At 43.2% G+C, this 22,845-nt stretch carries 24 protein-coding genes; 14 read left to right on the top strand and 10 right to left on the bottom strand.

Features of this window, described 5'->3' with window-relative positions:
• Positions 1-4: 4 nt before the first annotated feature.
• Both H5T88_04280 and trpE read right to left on the bottom strand, forming a co-directional pair.
• A complete protein-coding gene (locus H5T88_04280; GenBank protein ID MBC7329557.1) occupies positions 5-574 on the bottom strand; it encodes an aminodeoxychorismate/anthranilate synthase component II in 570 nt (189 codons plus the stop codon).
• A complete protein-coding gene (trpE, locus tag H5T88_04275; GenBank protein ID MBC7329556.1) occupies positions 571-2,007 on the bottom strand; it encodes an anthranilate synthase component I in 1,437 nt (478 codons plus the stop codon). Before trpE ends, H5T88_04280 begins: the two co-directional genes overlap by 4 nt.
• A 361-nt stretch (positions 2,008-2,368) precedes the next feature.
• On the opposite strand from trpE, the gene H5T88_04270 reads away from it, so the two are divergent.
• The 14 genes from H5T88_04270 (at position 2,369) to H5T88_04205 (ending at position 14,463) form a co-directional block, all read left to right on the top strand.
• A complete protein-coding gene (locus H5T88_04270; GenBank protein ID MBC7329555.1) occupies positions 2,369-2,968 on the top strand; it encodes a nicotinate-nucleotide adenylyltransferase in 600 nt (199 codons plus the stop codon).
• Between the two features lie 2 nt (positions 2,969-2,970).
• Positions 2,971-4,125, top strand: coding sequence for an LCP family protein (locus H5T88_04265; protein MBC7329554.1), 1,155 nt, complete (start codon positions 2,971-2,973; stop codon positions 4,123-4,125).
• Positions 4,126-4,236: 111 nt separating this feature from the next.
• On the top strand, positions 4,237-4,530 hold the full coding sequence (rsfS, locus tag H5T88_04260; protein ID MBC7329553.1) for a ribosome silencing factor: 294 nt from the start codon (positions 4,237-4,239) through the stop codon (positions 4,528-4,530).
• On the top strand, positions 4,523-5,071 hold the full coding sequence (locus H5T88_04255) for a tetratricopeptide repeat protein (protein ID MBC7329552.1): 549 nt from the start codon (positions 4,523-4,525) through the stop codon (positions 5,069-5,071). The genes rsfS and H5T88_04255 overlap by 8 nt, the downstream gene beginning before the upstream one ends.
• Positions 5,072-5,112: 41 nt before the next feature.
• The gene (locus tag H5T88_04250; protein ID MBC7329551.1) at positions 5,113-5,274 is read left to right on the top strand and encodes a hypothetical protein; all 162 of its coding nucleotides are present in this window, start codon (positions 5,113-5,115) and stop codon (positions 5,272-5,274) included.
• Between the two features lie 106 nt (positions 5,275-5,380).
• Positions 5,381-5,680: a hypothetical protein gene (locus H5T88_04245; protein ID MBC7329550.1), complete on the top strand. Its 300-nt coding sequence runs from the start codon at positions 5,381-5,383 to the stop codon at positions 5,678-5,680.
• A gap of 190 nt (positions 5,681-5,870) precedes the next feature.
• Positions 5,871-6,929 (top strand): glycosyltransferase, encoded by a 1,059-nt coding sequence (locus H5T88_04240; GenBank protein ID MBC7329549.1) that lies wholly within the window; start codon positions 5,871-5,873, stop codon positions 6,927-6,929.
• Positions 6,930-7,592: 663 nt separating this feature from the next.
• Positions 7,593-8,969 carry an oligosaccharide flippase family protein gene (locus H5T88_04235; GenBank protein ID MBC7329548.1) on the top strand — a complete coding sequence of 459 codons (1,377 nt, stop codon included), beginning with the start codon at positions 7,593-7,595 and terminating at the stop codon, positions 8,967-8,969.
• Between the two features lie 290 nt (positions 8,970-9,259).
• Positions 9,260-10,261 carry a GDP-mannose 4,6-dehydratase gene (locus H5T88_04230; protein MBC7329547.1) on the top strand — a complete coding sequence of 334 codons (1,002 nt, stop codon included), beginning with the start codon at positions 9,260-9,262 and terminating at the stop codon, positions 10,259-10,261.
• Complete coding sequence (locus H5T88_04225) at positions 10,210-10,938, top strand: PIG-L family deacetylase (protein MBC7329546.1); 729 nt, start codon at positions 10,210-10,212, stop codon at positions 10,936-10,938. The genes H5T88_04230 and H5T88_04225 overlap by 52 nt, the downstream gene beginning before the upstream one ends.
• A complete protein-coding gene (locus H5T88_04220; GenBank protein MBC7329545.1) occupies positions 10,889-11,650 on the top strand; it encodes a WbqC family protein in 762 nt (253 codons plus the stop codon). The genes H5T88_04225 and H5T88_04220 overlap by 50 nt, the downstream gene beginning before the upstream one ends.
• A gap of 47 nt (positions 11,651-11,697) precedes the next feature.
• On the top strand, positions 11,698-12,693 hold the full coding sequence (locus tag H5T88_04215) for a DegT/DnrJ/EryC1/StrS family aminotransferase (GenBank protein MBC7329544.1): 996 nt from the start codon (positions 11,698-11,700) through the stop codon (positions 12,691-12,693).
• Positions 12,690-13,679 carry an undecaprenyl/decaprenyl-phosphate alpha-N-acetylglucosaminyl 1-phosphate transferase gene (locus H5T88_04210; protein ID MBC7329543.1) on the top strand — a complete coding sequence of 330 codons (990 nt, stop codon included), beginning with the start codon at positions 12,690-12,692 and terminating at the stop codon, positions 13,677-13,679. The genes H5T88_04215 and H5T88_04210 overlap by 4 nt, the downstream gene beginning before the upstream one ends.
• Positions 13,680-13,704: 25 nt before the next feature.
• The gene (locus tag H5T88_04205; GenBank protein MBC7329542.1) at positions 13,705-14,463 is read left to right on the top strand and encodes a class I SAM-dependent methyltransferase; all 759 of its coding nucleotides are present in this window, start codon (positions 13,705-13,707) and stop codon (positions 14,461-14,463) included.
• Between the two features lie 203 nt (positions 14,464-14,666).
• Here H5T88_04205 and H5T88_04200 read toward each other — a convergent pair whose 3' ends face one another.
• From H5T88_04200 to H5T88_04165, 8 genes are all read right to left on the bottom strand, one after another.
• Positions 14,667-15,824, bottom strand: a complete 1,158-nt coding sequence (locus H5T88_04200) for a glycosyltransferase family 4 protein (protein ID MBC7329541.1) — start codon at positions 15,822-15,824, stop codon at positions 14,667-14,669.
• Positions 15,806-16,891 carry a glycosyltransferase family 9 protein gene (locus H5T88_04195; GenBank protein ID MBC7329540.1) on the bottom strand — a complete coding sequence of 362 codons (1,086 nt, stop codon included), beginning with the start codon at positions 16,889-16,891 and terminating at the stop codon, positions 15,806-15,808. Before H5T88_04195 ends, H5T88_04200 begins: the two co-directional genes overlap by 19 nt.
• A 3-nt stretch (positions 16,892-16,894) precedes the next feature.
• A complete protein-coding gene (locus tag H5T88_04190; protein MBC7329539.1) occupies positions 16,895-17,821 on the bottom strand; it encodes a glycosyltransferase in 927 nt (308 codons plus the stop codon).
• Positions 17,814-19,001, bottom strand: coding sequence for a hypothetical protein (locus tag H5T88_04185; protein MBC7329538.1), 1,188 nt, complete (start codon positions 18,999-19,001; stop codon positions 17,814-17,816). Before H5T88_04185 ends, H5T88_04190 begins: the two co-directional genes overlap by 8 nt.
• Positions 18,998-19,840, bottom strand: a complete 843-nt coding sequence (locus tag H5T88_04180; GenBank protein ID MBC7329537.1) for a polysaccharide deacetylase family protein — start codon at positions 19,838-19,840, stop codon at positions 18,998-19,000. The genes H5T88_04185 and H5T88_04180 overlap by 4 nt, the downstream gene beginning before the upstream one ends.
• Entirely contained in the window at positions 19,840-21,123 is a 1,284-nt protein-coding gene (locus H5T88_04175; GenBank protein ID MBC7329536.1) for a glycosyltransferase, read from the bottom strand. Before H5T88_04175 ends, H5T88_04180 begins: the two co-directional genes overlap by 1 nt.
• Positions 21,124-21,227: 104 nt before the next feature.
• Entirely contained in the window at positions 21,228-21,431 is a 204-nt protein-coding gene (locus H5T88_04170; protein MBC7329535.1) for a hypothetical protein, read from the bottom strand.
• The gene (locus tag H5T88_04165; GenBank protein ID MBC7329534.1) at positions 21,431-22,723 is read right to left on the bottom strand and encodes a glycosyltransferase; all 1,293 of its coding nucleotides are present in this window, start codon (positions 22,721-22,723) and stop codon (positions 21,431-21,433) included. Before H5T88_04165 ends, H5T88_04170 begins: the two co-directional genes overlap by 1 nt.
• Positions 22,724-22,845: the final 122 nt, after the last annotated feature.

The following is a 22,845-nucleotide window of genomic DNA, read 5'->3' as shown; positions in this document are numbered from 1 at the left end:
TTTCTTACCTCCTTTCCAAAAAGTTTTTCAAAATTTCCTTGCCATATTGAGTTGCTATTGATTCAGGGTGAAATTGCACCCCCACGATGTAGAAATCCTTGTGTTTTACCGCCATCACCTCTCCATCATCAGTCCAAGCGAGGAGCTCCAAACAAGATGGGAGGCTTTCCCTTTTAATCGCCAAGGAATGATAGCGAGTGGCGAAAAAGGGAGAAGGAATACCGCTGAAAACGCTTTTTCCATTGTGGTGAATGAGAGAGACCTTCCCGTGCATCAGTTTCCTCGCCTTCACGATATCCCCTCCAAAGGCGTAGCCAATCGCCTGATGACCCAAACAAACGCCGAAGATGGGAATCCTTCCCCCGTAGCGTCTTATCACCTCAACGCAGATGCCGGCATCTTCAGGTCTTCCCGGACCAGGCGATATCACTATTGCCTCTGGTTTCAATTCCCCTACATCATCCAGCGATATTTGGTCGTTGCGGAAAACAACCAGCTCGCATCCCAACTCTCCCAGATACTGTGCCAAGTTATAAACAAAGGAATCGTAATTATCTATCAGCAGTATCCTCATAGCTCTCCCTCCTGATACTTTTCTATCGCCTTTATCAATGCCTTTGCCTTATTCTCTATTTCCAGAAGTTCCCTCTGGGGATTGGAATCAGCCACGATGCCCGCTCCCGCCTGCACATAAACCTTCCCTCTATGGAAAACCGCCGTCCTGATTGTTATGCAGGTATCCAAATTGCCGTTGAAGCTGAGATAACCCACAACGCCTGAATATGGTCCCCTTCTCACTGGCTCCAATTCCTCAATTATCTCCATAGCCCTTACCTTGGGCGCTCCCGAAACAGTGCCGGCGGGAAAGGAAGCTTGGAGAGCATCCAAAGCGTCCTTATCCTCCCTCAACTTCCCCTCAACATAGGAAACGATATGCATAACATGGGAATAGCGTTCAATCACCATAAAACGAGGCACAACAACGCTCCCATACTCGCAGACTTTGCCTACATCGTTCCTTGCGAGGTCAACGAGCATTAGATGCTCCGCCCTCTCCTTCTCATCAGCGAGAAGCTCGCTCTCTAACCGCTTATCCTCCTCAGGCGTCCTTCCCCTCGGTCTCGTTCCCGCTATCGGCCTCTGCGTCACAACCCCATTCTGTACCCTCACCATTACCTCCGGAGAGGAACCCACCAACTCCAAATCCCCCATCTTTAAATAGAACATATAAGGGGAAGGATTTATGCTGTGGAGTATGCGATAGACATCAAAGGGATTTCCCTCAAAGGGAAGGGCGAAACGACGCGAGAGAACGACTTGGAATATATCACCTGCCTCAATATAGCCCTTTGCCCGCTCAACCGCCTTTATGAATTCCTCATCGCTTATGCTCGTTTCTATTTCTCCCATAGTTCTTTTCCCCCTTTCCAAGACAACTCCATTGGAATTCCTTCCCTGACTCAACAACATCCTTTTAAGCTCATCTATGCTGTCCCTCGCTCGGTTATAAGCTGAATCAGCATCATCCTCCACCTCAACCATCCTGACGATTGTCAGGTCCCTCTTAAGATGGTCTATTATGAGAACGGTATGGAAGAGCATCATAATTGAGGTCGGTAGGCGGAGGTCATCAATCCCCCAACTCGGCAATCTCTCCCAGATTCTTATCGCGTCATACCCTATGAATCCAACTGCACCACCGAGAAAAGGAGGCAAGCCTTCTATTAAGGGAGATTTCTTGGAGAGAACATGTTGACGCAGGGGCTTCAGAGGGTCTTCTCCGTTCCTTGTCTCCCAGACAAAGGTCGGTTTATAGCCTATGAAGGAATATCTTCCCAGCACCTCACCCCTTTCGGCGCTCTCCAAGAGGAATGCATATCTTTCTTTTCCCGCTAACTTCCTGAACAGGGAAATCGGCGTTTCCTCGTCATAGAGGAAGGAATCCCATACAGGGATTAACTCAAACTGTTTTGCCAATTTTTTAAACTCGTTTTTCGCAGGCTCCAATGTAGTCACCTCCTTAAAAAAATAAGCCACGGGCTTTATTACCCGTGGCTTATTAAGGTTGGGGGGAATTAAGGAGGGCTACCCGTTCAGCCACGGGTAATGCCCGCTTGGGGGGCATACCCGTGGCTGAAAAATTTTATTCAGCCTGCGGATACGCCCCCTTCGTCCATTGCCACTGCCAAATAATAGCAACAACGAAGGGGGTACTCATTTTTATTTACTTAATTTATAGCACAACTTGTGATTTTGTCAACAAATTTTTTAACCTAACTTCAATAAAGGAGGAATCTTCTTCTTAGCAATGAATTTGGAAACATACGATATTGACGATAAAGTCAAACTAAGAGATAATTATAGTAATATGAAAATCGGAATAATGGGAGGAACCTTTGACCCCATTCATATAGGTCATCTCGTCGCCGCTGAGGAGGCGAGAGCCGTCTTCGGCTTGGATAAGGTCATCTTCGTCCCCAATTACCAACCTCCCCATAAACCCGATGTCCCCGTAACCAATCCCGAACATCGCTACGCTATGGTTCTCCTCTCCATCTATACCAATCCCTATTTTGAGGTATCAAGAATAGAAATAGAACGGGGCGGTCCCTCATACGCCATTGATACCGTGAAGGAATTCCGCAAACTCTATCCCGGAGCGGAGATATATTTCATAACGGGAGCTGATGCCATCGCGGAAATTCTTTCATGGAAACAAGGAAGGGAAATCCTCCAGCTTTGCAAGTTCATCGCCGTGACCCGCCCGGGCTACGATATTGAGAAAGTAAAGGAAAAGCTCCGCCCCATCAACAATAACTCCATTGAATTCCTCAAGATTACGGAAATCAATATCTCTTCAACCGAGATACGCAGGCGTGTCAAGGAGGGCAAGCCGATAAAATATCTCGTCTTGGACACAGTTGAAAACTACATCTACAAACACAATCTGTACACAGGAGGAAGATGAATTTGCGGAAGTTGCTGCTAATAGGAATAGTCGTTCTCGTTTTGATGCCAGCAAGCTTCTACGCCGGATATTACTACGGCAGAAGCGAACGTCCTCTCCCCATGCTTAACACCTCTTTTTCCCCACAGGGAAGGATAACCGTCCTCATAGTGGGACAAGACCAAGGAATAAATATGCCCAAAGGAGAGGGAAGAAGCGATACGATAATCGTCGGCTCGTTGGATTTGGCGAGCAATAAAGGCTTCATTCTCTCCATCCCCAGAGATACAAGAGTATATATTCCGGCGGCGGGAAGAGAAGATAAAATAAACTCGGCGATTGTTATCAGTGGAATAGAGGCTACGAAAGAAGCGATAAGCAATCTACTGGGCATTCCCATAGATTATTATGTCAAAGTTAAAGTAGAGGGCTTCCAGAAGATAGTGGATGCCCTTGGCGGAATAGATATCTATGTTGATAGAGATATGCATTATAAAGACGACACGCAACATTTGTATATAAACTTAAAGAAGGGTTATCAGCATCTTAATGGTTATCAAGCGATGGGATTCGTTAGATTCAGGCACGAATCCCTCGGCGATTTAGCGAGGATAAAGAGACAACAGAGATTCATCCTCGCGCTCTTGAACAAAATTCGCTCCCCCGCCGTCCTTCCTCGCCTTCCCTTCCTTTTAAAAGAAATTTACAAAAATGTGGAGACCAATTTCACGCTCTCAGACCTCTTGTTTCTCGCCAAGAAATATGGAAAAGAATTGCCCATCGTGGAAACCGCCGTTTTGCCGGGAAGACCAATGACTATAAATGGTGTTAGTTATTACGAACCAGATACTGATGACTTACAATTTATAGCCCAGAGGATATTGAATCCCAGCGTGCAGGAAAGCGGACCGACGGTTGAGGTTCTCAACGGGGGAGGGATTCCCGGAGCAGCTTCTAAAGCGGCGCAAAAGCTCTCAGAGCTCGGCTTCAGCGTGGTTTATATAGGAAATGCGGAGAGCTTCTCCCATAATAAAACTGTCATTATGGTTCATACCGATGGCTTAAATGAATCAACGAGGGTTTTAAAGGAAACCCTGGGTTGTGGTGAAATCAAAAAGAATGGCAACCCAGGGAAGGCGGATTTCACGGTTATATTAGGAAAGGACTTTACCCCTTGAGGTGTTTTTTATAGAATTTTTTTAAATAAAACCAAAAAGAAAGGAGGAGAATAACTGGAGGAAAAGAAGAATTCCAAGAAACCAAAAACCCCAAAGGGTAAAGCGGGTTTATTGGCAAGGATTTTAGAGAAAAAGAAGGCGGAGGATGTAGTCGTTATCAGAACCAGGGATAAGACGGTGATTGCGGATTACTTCGTGATTTGCTCTGCTACATCTGATACTCACGCAAGAGCCTTGATAGAAGCGGTGGAGGAAAGCCTTGAGAAAAGCGGCACCCCTCCAATTTCAATTGAAGGAATAGATGCCTTGAAATGGTCTCTAATAGATTGCGGCGATGTGATAGTGCATATTTTCTCCCCTGAGGCGAGGGAATATTATAAATTGGAGGAAATCTGGTATGAATGAGGAGGAAAAGGAAAAGCTTCTGCGCTTCGCTCTTCTTTATCTAAAAAGAGGCGAGATTAAAAAAGCCATCTCCACCTGCCAACAGATACTGAATGAGGAGCCTGAAGACCCATCCGCTCTGGAGTTAATGGGGGATATAAAATCAATGCAAGGCGATTTGCAAGAAGCTCTATCATTTTATAAAAAGGCTTTGGAGAAGAATCCCTCCGCGGGAGAAGTGGAGAAGAAGTTGGCGAGAACGGTTTTGAAAATAAACGAGGAAGCGGGAAAATTTGATTTGAACCTTCCTCCCGTGAAAAGATTCCCTTTAATCGCCGGGCTACTTTCCCTTGTGTTCGCGGGCTTGGGGCAGTTGTATAACGGCGATACATCAAAAGGAATCGCTGGAATAGTGCTTGGCGCAATCTTCGTTATCATCCCCTTCGCCTTCAAAATCCCCTGGTTCTTCCTCCTCTGGGGATTTCTAAACTTCGCTTTCGCAATGGAAGCCTATACTTTCGCTAAACGAGGCTCGGAAAAGGAAGAGGAAACCGACAAGTAGAATATACTACCCCTCATTGCGAGGGCTCCTGTAGGGAGCCCGTGGCAATCTCTTCTTGTCCACCTTTCTATCATTTCTTCGCTACCGCTCCCAAAGACAAAAAACTCAACCCACGCTATGACAACGAAACCCCATTACTACAACGCCTTCTTGAAAGCCATGAGAATATCTTCTCCCTCTACGAGGAATTACCACTATCTTGACTTTTATCTTCCCTTCGCTAAAATCAATTTAAAGAGAACCCATGCCCCAGGACAAGATTATCATCAGAGGCGCAAGGCAACACAAGGGTAGATTGGCAGATGCTAAATCTCGCCGAGGAGGAAATCCCCCCTACTTGATAAATACAAAATCCATCACATTGAGGTGATTGTTGACAGGATAGTCTTGAGGGAAGGGATAAAGGGAAGATTAACCGATTCCCTTGAGACGGCTTTGAAGATGGGCAAGGGACAGGTGATAGTTAGCGTGATGGACGGGGAAGAGCTCTATTTCTCAGAGGAATTCGCCTGTCCGATTTGCGGATTCAGTATGGGCGAACTGGAGCCGAAAAAGTTTTCCTTCAACTCCCCCTATGGCGCCTGCCCCACTTGTCACGGCTATAGGTAGCAAGGATGAAAAGCACAAATAAAACTTGACTTGATTTTTATATCCTGGTACATTTTCAAATAAAGGAGGGATACTAAATGAAAAAAGAAGTGCTCACCTTCCATCTTGAGAATATAGAAATCCGTGATAGTGTTCCGCCCTATAAAATATGGGCAGGTGTTCCCGCTCGCAAAATCAAGGAGCGATAAAAATGAGGGTTCTTCATCTCCCTGTTAATCTTGCCTCCTATATGTATCACACAGTTAAAGGTTTGAGGGAAATTGGAGTTGATGTTCGCAGCCTGGCATATAACAATTCGCCCATGTGGTCCTCTGAGGGACTTGTGAATTTAAGGTTTCCTCCGAGAAAAAAAATAGCAAATTATGTTATTGTGTGGATACGAGCAACATATCTTTTTTTAAAATTTGCCCAATGGGCGGATGTTATTCACTGGTATTATGGTGAACCTGCCCTTCCAACGCGCCTAGGAAGAATGGACCTGGGATATTTAAAGCTTCTTAAAAAACCCGGTGTTGTTGAATGGCAAGGCTCAGATATAAGGATTCCCGAGGTAGAGGCAAAAGACAACCCTTATTCATTACCCATCATGGATTATTACAAAGCTCTTAGAGGTGTCAGTTTAGAAAAATCGTATCGTAATCAAAGCTTGTTTGCGAAATCGGGTTTCGCTTGCATAGTGCCAGTCGAAATGCAACAATATCTCTTCCCAAACCTCTGGACGAAGAGTTATCTTGTGTTTCAACGTCTCTTCCTTTCGGAATTTAAGCCTTTCTATCCCGACCCAACTGTTCGGCGCCCAATCGTTGTGCATGCTCCAAGCGAACCAGTTTTAAAGGGCACCAGCGCCGTGCTAAAAGCGGTTGAGTTATTAAAGGAAAAACACGATTTTCAGTTTATTTTAGTTAAAAATATGCCTCATAGAGAAGCTCTCCAAATTATGCAGAGGGCTGATATATTCCTTGACCAATTCGTTTTGGGGTTCTACGGAATGGGGAGTGTAGAAGCTATGGCTTTTGGCAAACCAGTAATTTGTTATATTAAACCCTCTATTCGCGAAAAATATCCTCCCGACTTGCCTATAGTTAATGCTAACCAAGATAATCTGGTGGATGTTCTTGAAAATCTCCTAAAGGATGGAAAGTTACGACATGAAATTGGCAAGCGAAGTCGTCAATATGCGGAAAAGTATCACGACGCAGTGAAATTAGCGCATCGCCTTGTTGAAATATATAAAGAAATAAGCTATTAAGCGCTATTTGTGTCCATTACAAACACAATCTTCTCTACTTTATTTGCTAATGTAATTCCTCAACTGATAAAAAAACGACTTTTTAAGAAAAGCGGACTTGACTTTTGTTTCAAATATTACCTTTTATCTTAATTCCTTTAAATATCCCTCATTTATTGTTAAAGCTAAAACATGGGTTAGGATAAACTCAATTTTCAATTGAAAATGGCTTTGGTTGATGAAGCGCCTAAAATTGGTCTATTTTATGATACCTTTAAAGAACTTATTTAATTGTGGAGATTATAAAACTTTTAAAAAAGTGCAGTTCTCATTTGCTTGGAACACTTTAAGAAATTCGGAATAAGAGCAAATCTAGCTTGGAGAATCATACAAGTGCTGAGAGCTCTATGAACAAAAAAGTAATAAAGTGAATCAATAGATGAGCAAAAAGTATAAAACTTGACTTGATTTTATCTTTTATCATAATTTTTGAGAAGAGAAAAGCAACGAGAAGGAGGTTAAATAGTTAAAATAAATAGAGATTCTATTCTTTTAACAAAGCCAAGATTTTCTAAAAACTATAGGAAAATAGCAGATGAAGGAAAGATGATATCTTGCTCGCGACCTGGTATCTTGGATAGGAAAGTGAAGACCCTTCTCGTTGATTTCTTTATGATTTTCTAAATGTTTAGAACGACTATAGAAAAACTCATAAGAAAAGATAGAAGCGCACCTTCCTTCAGCGTAAATGTCATCTATCACTTTGCTTCAAGGATTCTCTCCTTTGTCTTGGGAATAGTCGGCTCAATTATAGTCGCTCGCTATTTGGGTCCAAGGGGAAAAGGAATAGTCAATACCCTCCAGACCTTCCTTTCCTTCTACCAGGTAATGGTCCTCTTGGGTCTCCCTATCGCCCTTGAATATTTCATCGCGAATAAGAAATACCCAATAAAGGATATAATCGGGTCATTCTGTTCCTTCGTCCTCTATTTTTTCTTTCCCCTGACATTCGCTTTCATTCTTCTAACTCCCTACCTCGCCTCCTCTTTCCTCAAGGGTGTTCCCTCTCTTTTACTACGGGTCTCTCTCCTCATCAGCTTATTAACAGTTTACTTATCCCCTCTAAGCTATAGCCTTTTGGCTTTAAGAAGATTCAATTATTCTTTCCTAATAAACACGCTCTCCATCTTTTTTCGCCTTGTCCTCCTTGCCTCTTTCCTAATCCTACTGAAATGGGGAGTATGGGGGGCTTTAGCCTCTGAGTGGTTTTTAATCCCCATTAGCACCGCTTTATCTTTCTATTTCCTGAACGATGTGATTCGCCCAGAGCATTTTTCCCCTCACCTTAATAGGGAAGTATTAAAAGGCATGCTGAAATATGGCGCGGTAATTTCCCTTGGAGACATTCTGTGGATGGTCAATACTCGATTTGATGTCTTTGTTGTGAATGCGTATTTAGGGGCTAGACATGTAGGGTTATATATGACCGGCGTGAACTACACAGAGCTTTTACGGCTTTTCGCCGCTTCAATTCACATCGTTTTATTCCCCCAAGTTTCATCTGTTTCCCCTCAAGAGGCAAGGAGTTTAACCTCTTTACTCACCCGCCTTCTTCCCTTTTATTACCTCCCTTCCGCTTTAATCCTCTATTTTTTCGCCCCTTTAATTATTCCCCTCCTATTCGGTTCCGCGTTTCGCCCCTCAATCTCTGTCATTCCTTACCTTCTCCCGGGCATAATATCCTGGATGTATACAGGTTTTCTCGCACACCATATCCTCGGTAGAGGTTACCCCCAATATAACTTATACGGAAGTCTCACTGGTTCCATCTTAACCATCCTTTTAGATTTCCTTCTAATCCCTCGCTGGGGGATAATTGGGGCGAGCATAGCCTCCTCAATTGCCTATTCCCTTGCTTTTTTCGTCATTCTCATCTTCTTCCAAAAATTGGAGAAAATATCATTAAAAGATATCTTTTTGCCAAGAAAAAATGATTTGGTCGTCCTTATAGAGAAATTAAAGGAAATCGCAAAGAAAATAAAGGGTTCACAGAAACAATAAAGACATTTTTAAACTTGTCTTAGAATCTGGAATTTTTCTTAGATATAATCTAACCTTCAAATAGAAGGAATGCAATAGACAAAGTCCTCTTCGCTTGGGCTAAGGCATAGCTATAACCTCCTTAGAGTCTTTCCCTCGTGAAACAGTTAAGCAATATGTCATTATTTTTCCCCTTTGAAAACATTCTCCTTTAAGAGAGAAAGATCAAAACTATAATAATTTTTAAAATTTTTGCTTGCAATTTTTTGTGCAATTTTTAAAATTAAGGAAAGATTTCGCAGGAGGGTCATATGAGAATATTAGTTACCGGAGGAGCAGGTTTTATAGGTTCTCATTTGGTTGATGCCCTTCTATCTTTGGGTCACGAGGTTTTTGCGCTGGATAATCTTTTCATCAAGGATAACGAAGCTAATCTATCCAAAGCTAAATCTAACAAAAATTTCCATTTCATAAAGGGAGACATCCTGGACAAGGAACTCGTTGATGCGCTAATTGAGAAAAGCGACACGGTTTATCATCTTGCAGCAATAGTGGGGGTAAAGTATGTGGTTGACAATACTCTCCTAACTATTCTCGTCAATGTAGAAGGAACTCTCAATATATTGGCTTCAGCTCATAAATACAAGAGGAGGGTTGTTCTTGCCTCCTCCTCGGAGGTCTATGGGCGAAATCGCAGAATTCCCCTGAGCGAAAGAACAAGCAGGCTTCTCGGTCCCACCTGGATTCCCCGTTGGTGCTATAGCACCGCCAAAGCGCTTGACGAACATCTCGCCTTCGCCTATTATCATAGCGGGTTGCCTGTGACCTGCGTGAGATATTTCAATATATATGGACCAAGGATAAATTCCCTCGGCTATGGAACAGTAATCGCAAACTTCATCCGTCAGGCTCTAACGGGAGAACCAATCACCGTACACGGCACAGGAAACCAGACCCGTTCCTTCACCTATGTGAGCGATGCTGTTGAGGGAACTATTCTCGCTGGAACAAAAAACGAAGCTATTGGCGAGGTCTTCAACATAGGTTCCCCTAAAAATGAAATAAGAATAGTTGATTTAGCGAACCTCATCAAGAAGCTCACGAATTCCCCTTCGCCCATCATTCACATCCCATACGAAGATTACTTCGGCTCAAAGCATGAGGATGTGCCCCGCAGGGTGCCCAATATAAATAAGGCGAGAAAACTTCTCGGCTTCGAGCCAAAGGTAAGTCTTGAGGAAGGATTGGTGATGACCATAGAATGGTGCAAGAAAAATTGGGAGATTCACTCCTCTCAAAGCAAAGGTTGTTAGTGATAATGCCTCATCCAGATGATGAGGCGTTTCACTGCGCCGGCACTATGGCAAAGGTTAAGAGCCTTGGTGGAAAGGTTTTCCTCGTTATAGTAAATAGTGGGGAGATTTTCGCATACAAAGAAGGGCAAAGGGTAAAGGTTGACAATGAGACAAGGCTTTCTGAGATATCTCGTTGTGCTCAATTTCTTAATGTTGATGATTGGGACCTGCTCCTTAAGGAAAGCAGATATCACCTCCGCTTGGATACTTTCCCCCAGCGTGATTTGATAGAATTATTGGAGGATAAAGGGAAACTTGCGATAAACAAAATCAAACCAACGATGGTGATAATCCCCTTCCCCTCATATACCCTTGACCATCGGATAGTATTTGAGTCAGCCTTCGCCGCTCTCCGTCCCCACGACCCCTCAACGAGACACTTCGTGAATATGGTCTTATCCGCTGAATGCCCGCATCATTGTTGGAGTTATATCCCTTTTCATCCCAATGTGTATGTAGATATATCGGAATTCCTCGAGGTAAAGTTGAAAGCCCTCTCTCTCCATTCCTCTCAATTGCGTCCCGAGCCCCATTTCGCGAGTTTTGAAAATTTGGAGAGATTGGCAAGGATGAGGGGCTCGCAGGTTGGGGTCAAGGCAGCGGAGGCATTTATCTGCCACAGGCTGGTGCTTTGATATGCTCGTCGCAATTCATCAACCTCATTATCTCCCATGGTTGAGATACTTCCATAAGATTATGGAGGCAGAGCTTTTCATTCTCCTTGATGATGCACAGTTCGTTAAGGGAGAATGGCATAATAGGAACAAGATAAAAAGCGCCCAAGGCGCGATTTATTTAACTGTTCCAGTTATCCATAAATTCGGTCAAAGCATCGGAGAAACCATAATAGAAAACACCTCGCGCTGGAGGGAGAAACACCTTTATGCCCTTAAAACGAACTACAACTCCGCCCCCTTTTACAAGGACTACATTCACTTCCTCCAGCCCTTTTACGAAACAAACACTCCAGCGTTTCTCGGCGAGCTCAACGGGAAGATGTTGGAAGTTTTTCTATCCATCTTAAACATAAAAACACCCGTAGTTCGTTCCACCGCTCTGGGCGCGGAAGGTAAAGGTTCCGAGAAGCTATTAAATATCTGCAAGGCTGTAGGCGCAGACGCCTATCTCACCGGTGAGAAAGCATTGGAGGAATATCTGGACCTTCAATCCTTTAAGGAAAACGGAATAGAGGTTTGGGTTCAACGCTGGGAATGCCCCGTTTATCCTCAGCGCTTTCCCCAAATCGGCTTCATACCCGATTTAGCGATAGTGGACCTGCTCTTCAATTGCGGAGAGAAGAGCGTTGAAATATTGAAGAAAGGGGGTAAATTAGAACGAGTGATATAAAGATTCCTCATTCCCGCCCCACTCTTGGTGAAGATGAAGCTGATGCTGTGAGGCGAACTATATTATCGGGATATATCGCTCAAGGGAAAATGGTGGAGAAATTTGAAGATGGATTGGCGCATTTCATCGGTGTTAGGGGTGCGGTAGCGACATCAAGCGGAACATCTGCCCTTCACCTTGCCCTACTCGCACTTGGTTTAAAGGAAGGGGACGAAGTGTTAATTCCCTCTTATGTCTGTTCCGCCCTCCTCAACGCCATTCTTTATGTAGGCGCCCAACCAGTTCTCGTTGATTGTGGTGATGATTTCAACCTCTCTCCTGACGACTTTAGAAGGAGGCTCACTAACAGGACAAAAGCTTGCATTATACCACATTTATTTGGACATCCTGCTCCCATAGATGAGTTTACCAATAAAGGCATTTGGATTATAGAGGATATCGCCCAAAGCATAGGCGGTGAGTATAAAGGGCGGAAGCTTGGCAGTTGGGGTGACATCGCGATTGCTTCCTTTTATGCAACAAAGATGATTACGACCGGAGAGGGAGGAGCGGTCCTTTCAAATGACCTTAATTTGTTGGAGAGAATAAAGGATTTAAGGGAATACGACGAATTTGAAGAATACAGGCTTCGCTTCAATTACAAAATGAGCGATATCTCCGCGAGCATCGGACTTGTTCAATTGGGAAAACTTCCTTCCTTCATAAAAAGGAGAAGGGAAATAGCAAGCTATTATAGAGGAGCGCTCAAGGGGCTAAACATCGCACTTCCACCCGAGGATAAACCCTTTGCTTATTCCGTCTATTATCGCTTTGTCATCCGTGTGAATGAATTTGAGGAAGTTAGAAGAAAAATGCTAGAAAGAGGGATAGAGTGCAAGCGACCGCTTTATAAGCCAATTCACCACTACCTTTCTATTCCTGACTATCCCAAAACAGATGCCATTTACAAAACCGCCCTCTCCATTCCCATATACCCTTCCCTGGGTGATTCTGAGGTGGAATATATAGCAAGGTCCTTGAGAGAGGTGGTTGATTCCCAATGAAACTTGTTCCTCTTTTCTTTCCCTTTTTCTTAACCCTATTTCTTTCCCCTCTATTCAAAGCTCTTGCTTTGAAGCTCGGCTTTCTTGATGACCCCTCTCGTGGGAGCAAGATTCACCAAAGACCCATCCCATACCTTGGAGGAATGGCGATTTTCTCTTCTTTTCTATTATCCCTCGCAATTTTCAATTTCACCCTTCCCTACTATCTTCTCGTTTCCGTCCTTGCCTTTTTGCTTTTGGGAACGCTTGACGACTTATTAGACATAAGGGCGCTATACAGATTGCCCCTTCAATTCCTTTTCGCCCTTGTGACCATATACACAGCTTGGAGGTTCCCCTTTATTCCCATTCGCTATCTCAATAGTCTTTTAGTGGTTTTATTCATTATGGGTGCAGTGAATTCCTTTAATTGTTGGGATGTTGTTGATGGCTCAGCGGGAGCAACTTCCCTCGCTATAGCTTTTTCCCTCCTTATATATTCGTTTATTTTTGGAAAAGATATACCTTTTCTTATTGTGCTTATTGGTTGTATTTTAGGCTGGCTTCCCCATAATCTTCATCCTGCCTCAATGTTTATGGGGGATGGCGGTTCATATTTTCTCTCTGCCATTCTCTCAGCGACAGCACTTCAAATTTCCTCTCAACTTTCCCCTCTTCAAGGTCTTCTTCCCCTTTTTCCCTTTATATATCCTTGCCTTGATTTCATAGTAGTTCATTACAAAAGATATAGGAGAGGGGTTAAGAAATTAAAGCCCCTGCTTACCTCCACTGACAAAGACCATCTGCCCCACAGGCTTCTTGCGAAGGTAAAATCCGTTAATCTCACTTCTCTCCTTCTATTCTTTCTCGTCTGTTTCTCCTCTCTTCTTCCCATAATCTTTTCCCCTCACCTCTTATACATTCCCTTCGCTTTAATTTTGGGAGTATATTTTATCCTTGACAGATATCTCCCTCCAGCCTTAGAAAATAAAGGGAGCAATGATTAGGTGAAAGGAAATTGAGGTAGATAAGATGTTTAGAATATTCAACAAAAGTGTAGAAGCGATAAAGGGAACCCTACCTGAAGGTGTGATTGTGTTTTTGAAAAAGTTAAGAGATTATTTTCTTTCTACCAATTTATCAAAGAAGGCGCTCAGCAATTTCTCTTCCCTTGAACCAGAGGAGGTATTGAGTTTTTGCTCCCGATTCTGCCTCGGTGCAATAAAACCAATGCAAATAAAAGAGGAATTCTTGGAGCTTTTAAAGATATTTAAGGAACTCAATCCAAGGTTTATATTGGAAATAGGAACAGCATATGGTGGAAGTTTGTTTTGCTTCTGCAAGTTAGCCAGAGAGGACGCGGTTATAATAAGCGTAGATTTACCCTATGGGAAGTTTGGAGGTGGTTATCCTGAGTTGAGAATTCCAATTTATAAAGCTTTTGCCAAGCCGAAGCAAAAACTTATCCTTTTAAGAACGGACTCACATAAAGAGGAAACATTGGCGAAAGTTCGCGAGATATTAAAAGGCAATTTTTTGGATTTCCTTTTTATTGATGGAGACCATACCTATGAAGGGGTTAGGAAGGACTTTGAAATGTACTCTAATCTTGTCAGGTATGGTGGTATAATTGCTTTTCACGATGTTGTCTTCCCGCTTCGTAACCCCGAATGCCGCGTTCACGATTTTTGGAAAGAATTATGTAAAAGATACCCAAACCGATGGCGAGAAATCATCAAAGACAGAAACCAAGGCTGGGGCGGAATTGGCATCCTAATACATGGAAAATAAAGCAGTAAGGCTCGCAGGGTGAAACAACATCTTGCTTCTTAACCCAGAGGCGTTTATTCCACCACAAGAGCCAATAGACGAGATGATAAGATTCCTTATGCTTGCACCTTTGGCACGGCGGCGTATAACTACCTGCGGCTTTATTTTGCTATCGCTCTTCTATGTCTGAACTATTGGGGCGAATTGCGAAAATTACTCTGACCTTATTTGTACATCAACCTTCCGCATTTCCTCTTTAGTAAAAAATTATAAAGCTTAACTGTCTTTTCCATCATAGCGGATACACTATATAACTCCGCTTTTTCCTTTCCCTTATCCCCTAATTTTCTCGCCAGAGATTCCTGTTTTATTAATTTCTCTAAAGCCTCAGCCAATGAAAAGGGATTTGCCGGCGGAACAAGCAAACCGGTCTCACCATCATCTATCAAATCCCTTATTCCTCCAACATCGCTTCCTACAACCGCCTTCCCTGCTGACCAAGCCTCCACCACTACTCTTCCAAACGCTTCATTCAGGGACGGAACAACCACCAAATCGCTGATATGATAGAAATCCTCAACATCTTCTCTATTTCCAAGGAATAGCGCCCTTATCCCCCTTTCTCTAGCCATTCTCTCTAACTCTTCCCTCTCCTCACCGTCTCCAACGAAAAGTAAGACAAAATTGGGGTATCTCTTGGTGAGGATTTCCCCTGCCAAAAGCAGATATCTCGCTCCCTTCACTGGCGCAAGCCTCCCAATGAAGCCCACCACCTTTTCCTCTTCCCCTATTCCCAAATTTTTCCTTAACGAAAGCGGAGAAATTTTGGGGTTTTCAAACCTTTCAATTTCCACACCGCTTGGGATAACCGACATACGAGGATGATTGAAACCATATTTAATCCATTCCCTTCTTTCCTCATCCGTTAAGCAGACGAAGGCATCGCACATCTTGAGCGTTAATTTCTCGCAAAGCCAGAAAATCTTAGTTTTCAGAGGAGAAAAATATCCACTGAATACATGTCCTCTTGGCGAATAGACTATGACCGGGACTCTGCAGATTCTTCCCGCTATCCTTCCAAGAAATCCCGCTTTTGAAGTGTGGGTATGTAGAATCGCTGGTTTCTTCTTCCTTAAAAGGCTTATAATCTGAAAAAGAGCTAAGATATCGTGAAAAGGAGAAACATCTCTTTTGAGGGATGGGATGAGATATAATGGGATACCTTCCTTTTTCGCCTGTCCAATCAGCTCACCTTCCAACCCAGTTGCTACAAGAACATCGTAGCCGAATTTTGGAAGGTTCTTGGCAAGAAGGAGAACGCCAAGCTGAGCTCCTCCCCTTATGAAGCGAGTTATAAGCTGAATCACCAACGGTCTTCCCATTTCCCCTCCAGTGCGATTTTAACCTTCTCAATAACCTCCTCAACGCTTATCTTCTTCATACAGGTATGCCCTTTATCGCAGATATCCTTATAACAGGGCCAGCAGTCAACCATATGATGGATGGCGAAAAATTTCTCATCATTATAAGCCCATTTCTGCCATTCAGCAGGACCGAAGAGACCGATTGTTGGAACACCCACCGCGAAGGCGAGATGCATCGGTCCGGTATCGTTAGAGATGAAAAGGTTGCATTTTTGCATAACACCTGCAAGATAGCGGATAGGCATTCCTCTGGCGACAATCAATTTCTCTCCAAGCTTTTCCTTAAAAAATCTCTCCGCCGCCTCCTCTCTTCCAATCGTTAGCAGGAAATAGCAATCCCTGTATTCACTTTCTACCCATCTTAGAACCTCCACATATCCATTCCAATCCCACCACCTTGTTTTCCGCCTACCAGTTGGGCAATAGCCGACGAGGAGAGAGTTTTTGTTCAAACCTATTTCCTCTAAAAATTTCCTTGCCACTTCTTTTTCCTCTTCCCTAAGCCTGAGTATCGGGGTTCTGTCCCTAACTTTTATCCCCAAAAGCTCAACGGTATCGGCTATTATATCTATGTAGTGCTTTCTTCCATACCTATTATACCTTAGTCTATGAGTGAGGAAGAAACCCCTCCCACTACCATCCATCCCCACTCTCACGGGTGAGCGAGTGAGAAAGGAAAAGAGGAGGGGTTTGATGATTTCAGTGAACGAGTATAATTTATGAAGCAGAATAAGGATATGCCATTTCTTTTGAAGAAGTATACGAGTTAAGGAAAAAAGTTGCCTCCAAATCCTTGGATTTAACAAATCCTTTCTCCCTGCTGAGAAGAGGGCATCAAAAACGATGAACTCATCCGCTACATTTTCTTCTTTGAATATCTCCTTCAACCAGTTTTGGCAAGCTATGGTGATTTTGCTTTCTGGAAAGCCTTCCCTTAGTGCTCGTAAAGCTGGAAGTGAAACTATGGCATCGCCGATTCCACCCAATCTCAGCACTAATATGTTTTCAAACCCAGTCGCTTTCATTCTTCAATCTGGAACTTTCGGTCTTAGCCATCCCCAGATGTAGCCGATTGTATAGAAGAAGCGGTAGATTATATAGATAGGGCGGAAGAGAAGGAAAGCGAAAAATGTCGTCTTGATAGCCCGCAAAAGTCTCTTTGGAAAGGAGGGCTGAAAATCAACATCCATTCTATGCTCGTCGGGATTATCGTATACCCATTGCGGGTAAAGTTTCTGAATTATCGCTGAGCCCCTTCCGTTTCTAATAGCGAATTTTAAAAAGCCTCGTAAGGTATGGGGAGGTAGATGATAATAATAGGTCTTGGGCGCTATTACAACCCGATAGCCGGCCTTTCTTATCGTATCACAGAGATAGGAGTCGTCACCACGAAAGAGAAATTCGTTTTCACCCCCTATTTGCAGAAATGCTTTTTTCCTTAAAAGCAAGCATCCGTGCTCCGCTACGATGCTGTCCGTTATCTCTTCCACTACCGGTAGCGTGTTGCGGGATATTTCCATCATCATCCTTTTAGATAACCAGTTGGCATATGGTGGTATAGGTCTACCTGCTCCCACGGCACCAATTTTATCATCGCTCTCCATCGCCCTAACCATATTCTCTATCGTTTCTTTCTGGGGAAGCTGGGAATCGTCGTCTAAGGTCAAAATATATTTCCCCCTGCTCACCGCTACGCCCGAGTTGATTGCTCTTGCTTGAATTGTATCCCCTTTCACTATTATAAGTTCCCAATCCTTGAAAGTTTGCCCCTCTATTTGTTTCACAAGTTTTGGAAACCATCCCCTTCCCCAAGCATCTCGCGTGGGAATGACTATGGAAACAACCGGATAAGGAGTATTTTGCTTAATCTCTATGCTCCCTTTGAATTGTCCTTTGCGATATTTCACGAAATCTCTCGCTTGCACAAGCAGATTAATTTCGTTTTCGTCATACATTTTCCTTGCTTTCACCTCCTATGGTAGCACCTGTGAGGAGCCAAAAGGCTTCCATTGGTCTTATTATATAAAAAGTATCGGCGGCAAGCGAATGGATAAGAAAGGCAAGAAAGGAGAGGAGAAGTCCAAGGGCAACCCATTTTCGTAAGCCTTCTGTTTCATGATAATAAAAAAGCAATTCTTTGGCAATAAGGAAAAGTAGCCATAAAAAAACAAGTGTGCCTAATATTCCATTATATGTGAGCTCGGAGAATATCCATATATCAAACCAACCGAGAGGCTTATAACCCATACCATAGCCCAGCCAGGGATGCTGAGAAATTCTCCGAAAATGTTCACCGGAAATTACACCCATATAGCGGTCGGCAAAGGCGCTCTGACCACCTCTCGTGATTTGACCTTCAAATGTCAGCTTAGCCTCAATGGGTATACTAATTATCCTTTCCTTTACCTTCGGGGAAAGAGAGGGCGCAAAGAGAACGAGAAAGAAGACGATGAGAAGGGCTATGCCGTATTTCCTGGATGGCTTTTGGAGAAGTGAGAAAAGGAAGAGGAAAGCGAGGCTAACGAATGTTCCCCGTGAAAAGGTATAGAGAATGGCAAATATACCGAAAGAGAAAACAAAAAGCAAGAGGAAACGAACTTTGGCGCCTTCGGCATAAGAAAGGAGGGCAATGGCGAGAGCGATATGGAGGAGGATGTAGGCGCCCAATATATTAGGCTGACCCTCAATTGTTCCCGTTGCCCTTCCTCCAGTAAGACGAAATTGGATTACCGCATATATGGAAGCAAGAAGGGAAGCAAAAAGGGAGGAATAAACGAGAAGTTTTAAGTCTTCTTCACCTTCCACTAAATCGCTTGCGAGAAAGAAAATTAGGAAATACTCCACCCTCTTTCCCAAATAATAGATTCCCCTCCGGAGAAACTCTCCGCTTAGGGTTCCAATCGCTATCCCGTGGAAAAGAGAAACGAAATTAAGGAGAAAAATAAGGGAAATCGGAAGGAAGAAATCTTTAGGAAGGCGAGGCAATCTTCTCTGGAGAGCGAGATTCCCCAACCAGATGATAATAGCAAGGGCTATGAGTATATCGCTTAAGCGAAGCTTTGGAATAAGCGGATTTGGGAATTCAGGCGATAGCGCAATGGCGAAGGGAAGAAAAAAGAGGATGAGACGATTCATTTCTTTTTCCTCTTTATATCTGAGACGAAGCAAGAAGCGAGAGCCTTGAAGTGATGAAAATTAGAGACTATGGCTATCCTGCCCAATTTGTATAAATTCGTCCACTTTTTAATAGGGAATGGCTCTACAGTAAGGGCACAATGGAATCCTACCACCTTCACTATTTCTATTATTTCCTCGTTATAATCCCCATAGGGATAGGAGAAATATTTGACTTCCTTACCTAATTTTTCTTCTATTTCCATTTTAGATAGTTCTATCTCCTCTCTCGCTTTATCTAAGGAAACCCTCGTCAGGAGAGGATGGGAAACCGTATGAGCGCCGAACTCTATTCCATTATCGCTCATTTCCCTAATCTCCTCCCATTGGAGAGAAAGCCCTTCTTGAGGATATTTACTAAATATTTCCCTATAAATTTCGGAAAGGGATGTGGGTTTGATGCTTCCGTTTATTAATCCTGTAGTTAGGAAAATCGTGGCGGGAAGTTTATATTTCCTTAAAATTGGATAGGCATAAATGTAATTGTTTTTATACCCATCGTCAAAGGTAATGACAACAGACCTGGAAGGCAGTTGGCTGTTTCTCTGGATATATTCAATCAATTGGGCAAGAGAAAGCACCTTAAAATTTCGGGCGAGAGGATACCTTATTTGTTTTTCAAACAAGCGAGGTGTTACATTTGTAAACATTTGCCCTAGGTCGTCAGAGATATGGTGATACACAAGAATCCAGCAGATGGGTTTTATCCTTGCTCTTAGGAAAAGATAGAGGTCTAAGAAGCCACTGAAATCAAGGAGGGGATAGAAAAGTTTCGCTATGCAATGCAATCTAGTATTCATTACTCCCTCCTTGCATACATCCCCAATATCTCTCCGATTTTTCTCGCCTGTTTCTCCCAGGAAAAACTCTCCATCCCCTCCCAATCTGGTTCCCACTCTATATCTCCCCTTAAATAAAAATCAGCCAAAGCTTTTTTCAAAAATAAGTAAATATCCTCTTCATTCTCACATACAAAGCCGGCTCTCAAACTGCTCACCATCCTTGCGGAAAGGGAATCACGCGGGCTGAGAAGCAAGATTGGTCTTTTAGCCCCCATATATTCTGGGAACTTGGTCCCCAAGTAAGTGTAGAATTTGGGAAGGTTCCGAAGAGCTAACAACAATGTGGATTCACACTCCCTTTCCAATGCTTCCTTATGGGGGACATAAGGCAAAGCTTCCACAATATCCGATAGGGAAAATCTTTTCGCTGTTGCCTCTATCTGTTTCCTCTCTTCCTCGAGAGTGAAAAACCTCAATTTTAGTGGGTATCGTTTCGTATAGTTCTCTTCTTTAAGTTTAGCAATTGCTCTGAAGAGTGGGACGATTGACATGCCCTGGAGGGTTCCACAGTAGGTGATAGTAAATTGTGGGAGTAGCGATACATTTTGGGGATAAGCCTCTGGGTCATAGCCATGGTAGATAACATATATTGGCGTTTTGTTTCTATCAACGGAGAAGTTTAATTCTTCCGAAACAGTTATTATCGCCGAGGCATTAGATAACACTCTCCGCTCTATTTTTTCTTTAAATCTTTGAAGTAGGAAGGAGAAAAGTTTCCCCCCATCCTTGGTTTTCGCCCAGGGATCAAGCATATAGGCTATCCATGGGATGTGAAGTTCTTGAGAAAGCTCCATTGCGGCAAGCAAACCCTCGACAGCATAGGCAAGGATTATGGATGGCTTATGCCTTTTAGCCAACTCCATTCCCTTTCTCACTATTTTCTTCCTCCACAGCCAATCATAGCGATAAATTAAGCCCCTATATAATAACCTCCCACCCGGAATTTTGCTGAGAATTTTTCCCGTGAATTTTAGGATTGGCTTTTCCTCTTCCCAGCACACCCAACTTGGCTCACGGTGAACAAGCTCCTCTGGAATCTCCAACGGAACTAGCTGGGGCCTCCCTAATTGGGGAAGAGTAGTGAGAACAATCGGTGTCCATCCTGACTTTAACAAGTATTTGGTAAGCTTTGAAGTTGCGAGTCCTCCCGGACCTGGCCTGGGGGGATAATAGTATGTAACGACAAACAAAGGTGCTGCTTCCTTTCTTTTGGCTATATTTTCCCTTGAAATTTTAGACATCAATGTTCCCTTCCTTTCATAGATTTACATTGAATAATTATTTTTTAATCTCCCTCGCTGGATAAGTCAATCTTTTTATACACCCTCCTTTGGTATACATTCCATCATACCTGCCTTATTTGTTTTTCAAACAAGCGAGGTGTTACATTTGTAAACATTTGCCCTAGGTCGTCAGATACATGGTGATACACAAGAATCCAGCAGAGGGGTTTTATCCGTGTTTTAAGGGAAAGGTAGAGGTATAGGAAGCTACTTAAATCAAGGAGGGGGTAGAAAAGCTTCGCTATGAGATGCAATCTCGTATCCATTACTCCCTCCTTGCATACATCCCCAATATCTCGCCAAATTTTCTTGCTAGTTTCTCCCAGGAAAAACTCTCAATCCCCTCCCAATCTGGTTCCCACTCTATATCTCCCCTTAAATAAAAATCAGCCAAAGCTTTTTTCAAAAATAAGTAAATATCCTCTTCATTCTCACATACAAAGCCGGCTCTCAAACTGCTCACCATCCTTGCGGAAAGGGAATCACGAGTGCTGAGAAGCAAGATCGGTCTTTTAGCTCCCATATATTCTGGAAACTTGGTCCCCAAGTGAGTGTAGAATTTGGGAAGGTTCCGAAGAGCTAACAACAATGTGGATTCACACATTCTTTCCATTACTTCCTTATGGGGGACAAAAGGCAAAGCTTCCACAATATCCGATAGGGAAAATCCTTTCGCTGTTGCCTCTATCTGTTTCCTCTCTTCCTCGAGAGTGAAAAACCTCAATTTTAGTGGGTATCGTTTCGTATAGTTCTCTTCTTTAAGTTTAGCAATTGCTCTGAAGAGTGGGGCAATTGGCATGCCGAGGAGGCTTCCACAATAGGTTATGGTAAATTGTGGGAGTAGCGATACATTTTGGGGATAAGCCTCTGGGTCATAGCCATGGTAGATAACATATATTGGCTTTTTGTTTCTGTCAACACAGAAGTCGAATTCTTCCGAAGCAGTTATTATCGCCGAGGCATTAGATAACACCCTTCGCTCTATTTTTTCTTTAAATCTTTGAAGTAGGAAGGAGAAAAGTTTCCCCCCATCCCTGGTTTTCGCCCAGGGGTCTCGCATATGGGCTATCCAAGGGATATGAAGCTTTTGAGAAAGCTCCATTGCGGCAAGCAAACCCTCTGGAGCAAGGCCGCAAGATGCGAGGATTATGGAAGGCTTGCACCTTTCAGCCAACTCCATTCCCTTTCTCACTATTTTCTTCCTCCACTGCCAATCATAGCGATAAATTAAGCCCCTAAATAATAACACACCACCCGGAATTTTGCTGAAAATTTTTCCCGTGAATTTTAGGATTGGCTTTTCCTCTTCCCAGCACTCCCAACTTGGCTCACGGTGAACAAGCTCCTCCGGAATCTCCAAGGGATTTATCGGACCCCTCTCTATTTTGGGAAAGCTGGTGAGAACAATCGGTGTCCATCCTGACTTTAACAAGTATTTAGTAAGCTTTGAAGCTACGACCCCTTGCGGACCTGCCCAGGGGGGATAAGTGTATGTAACCACAAACAAGGGTGCTGCTTCCTTTCTTTTGGCTATATTTTCCCTTGAAATTTTAGACATCAATGTTCCCTTCCTTTCATAGATTTACATTGAATAATTATTTTTTAATCTCCCTTGCTAAATAAGTCAACCATTTTTATAGACCTTCCTTTGTTATACCTTCCATTGTATATACCTTCCTT

This window comes from bacterium (assembly GCA_014360495.1).
GTDB lineage: Bacteria > Armatimonadota > JACIXR01 > JACIXR01 > JACIXR01 > JACIXR01.
This window is presented reverse-complemented; position numbering and strand designations above follow the sequence as displayed.

Excerpts from the sequence above, each read along its gene's own strand:
- H5T88_04280 (MBC7329557.1), bottom strand. The coding sequence starts at position 574 with ATGAGGATACTGCTGATAGATAATTACGATTCCTTTGTTTATAACTTG.
- H5T88_04270 (MBC7329555.1), top strand. The coding sequence starts at position 2,369 with ATGAAAATCGGAATAATGGGAGGAACCTTTGACCCCATTCATATAGGT.
- H5T88_04255 (MBC7329552.1), top strand. The coding sequence starts at position 4,523 with ATGAATGAGGAGGAAAAGGAAAAGCTTCTGCGCTTCGCTCTTCTTTAT.
- H5T88_04240 (MBC7329549.1), top strand. The coding sequence starts at position 5,871 with ATGAGGGTTCTTCATCTCCCTGTTAATCTTGCCTCCTATATGTATCAC.
- H5T88_04235 (MBC7329548.1), top strand. The coding sequence starts at position 7,593 with ATGTTTAGAACGACTATAGAAAAACTCATAAGAAAAGATAGAAGCGCA.
- H5T88_04230 (MBC7329547.1), top strand. The coding sequence starts at position 9,260 with ATGAGAATATTAGTTACCGGAGGAGCAGGTTTTATAGGTTCTCATTTG.
- H5T88_04225 (MBC7329546.1), top strand. The coding sequence starts at position 10,210 with ATGGTGCAAGAAAAATTGGGAGATTCACTCCTCTCAAAGCAAAGGTTG.
- H5T88_04210 (MBC7329543.1), top strand. The coding sequence starts at position 12,690 with ATGAAACTTGTTCCTCTTTTCTTTCCCTTTTTCTTAACCCTATTTCTT.
- H5T88_04205 (MBC7329542.1), top strand. The coding sequence starts at position 13,705 with ATGTTTAGAATATTCAACAAAAGTGTAGAAGCGATAAAGGGAACCCTA.
- H5T88_04200 (MBC7329541.1), bottom strand. The coding sequence starts at position 15,824 with ATGGGAAGACCGTTGGTGATTCAGCTTATAACTCGCTTCATAAGGGGA.
- H5T88_04195 (MBC7329540.1), bottom strand. The coding sequence starts at position 16,891 with ATGAAAGCGACTGGGTTTGAAAACATATTAGTGCTGAGATTGGGTGGA.
- H5T88_04190 (MBC7329539.1), bottom strand. The coding sequence starts at position 17,821 with ATGTATGACGAAAACGAAATTAATCTGCTTGTGCAAGCGAGAGATTTC.
- H5T88_04185 (MBC7329538.1), bottom strand. The coding sequence starts at position 19,001 with ATGAATCGTCTCATCCTCTTTTTTCTTCCCTTCGCCATTGCGCTATCG.
- H5T88_04180 (MBC7329537.1), bottom strand. The coding sequence starts at position 19,840 with ATGAATACTAGATTGCATTGCATAGCGAAACTTTTCTATCCCCTCCTT.
- H5T88_04175 (MBC7329536.1), bottom strand. The coding sequence starts at position 21,123 with ATGTCTAAAATTTCAAGGGAAAATATAGCCAAAAGAAAGGAAGCAGCA.
- H5T88_04170 (MBC7329535.1), bottom strand. The coding sequence starts at position 21,431 with ATGGATACGAGATTGCATCTCATAGCGAAGCTTTTCTACCCCCTCCTT.
- H5T88_04165 (MBC7329534.1), bottom strand. The coding sequence starts at position 22,723 with ATGTCTAAAATTTCAAGGGAAAATATAGCCAAAAGAAAGGAAGCAGCA.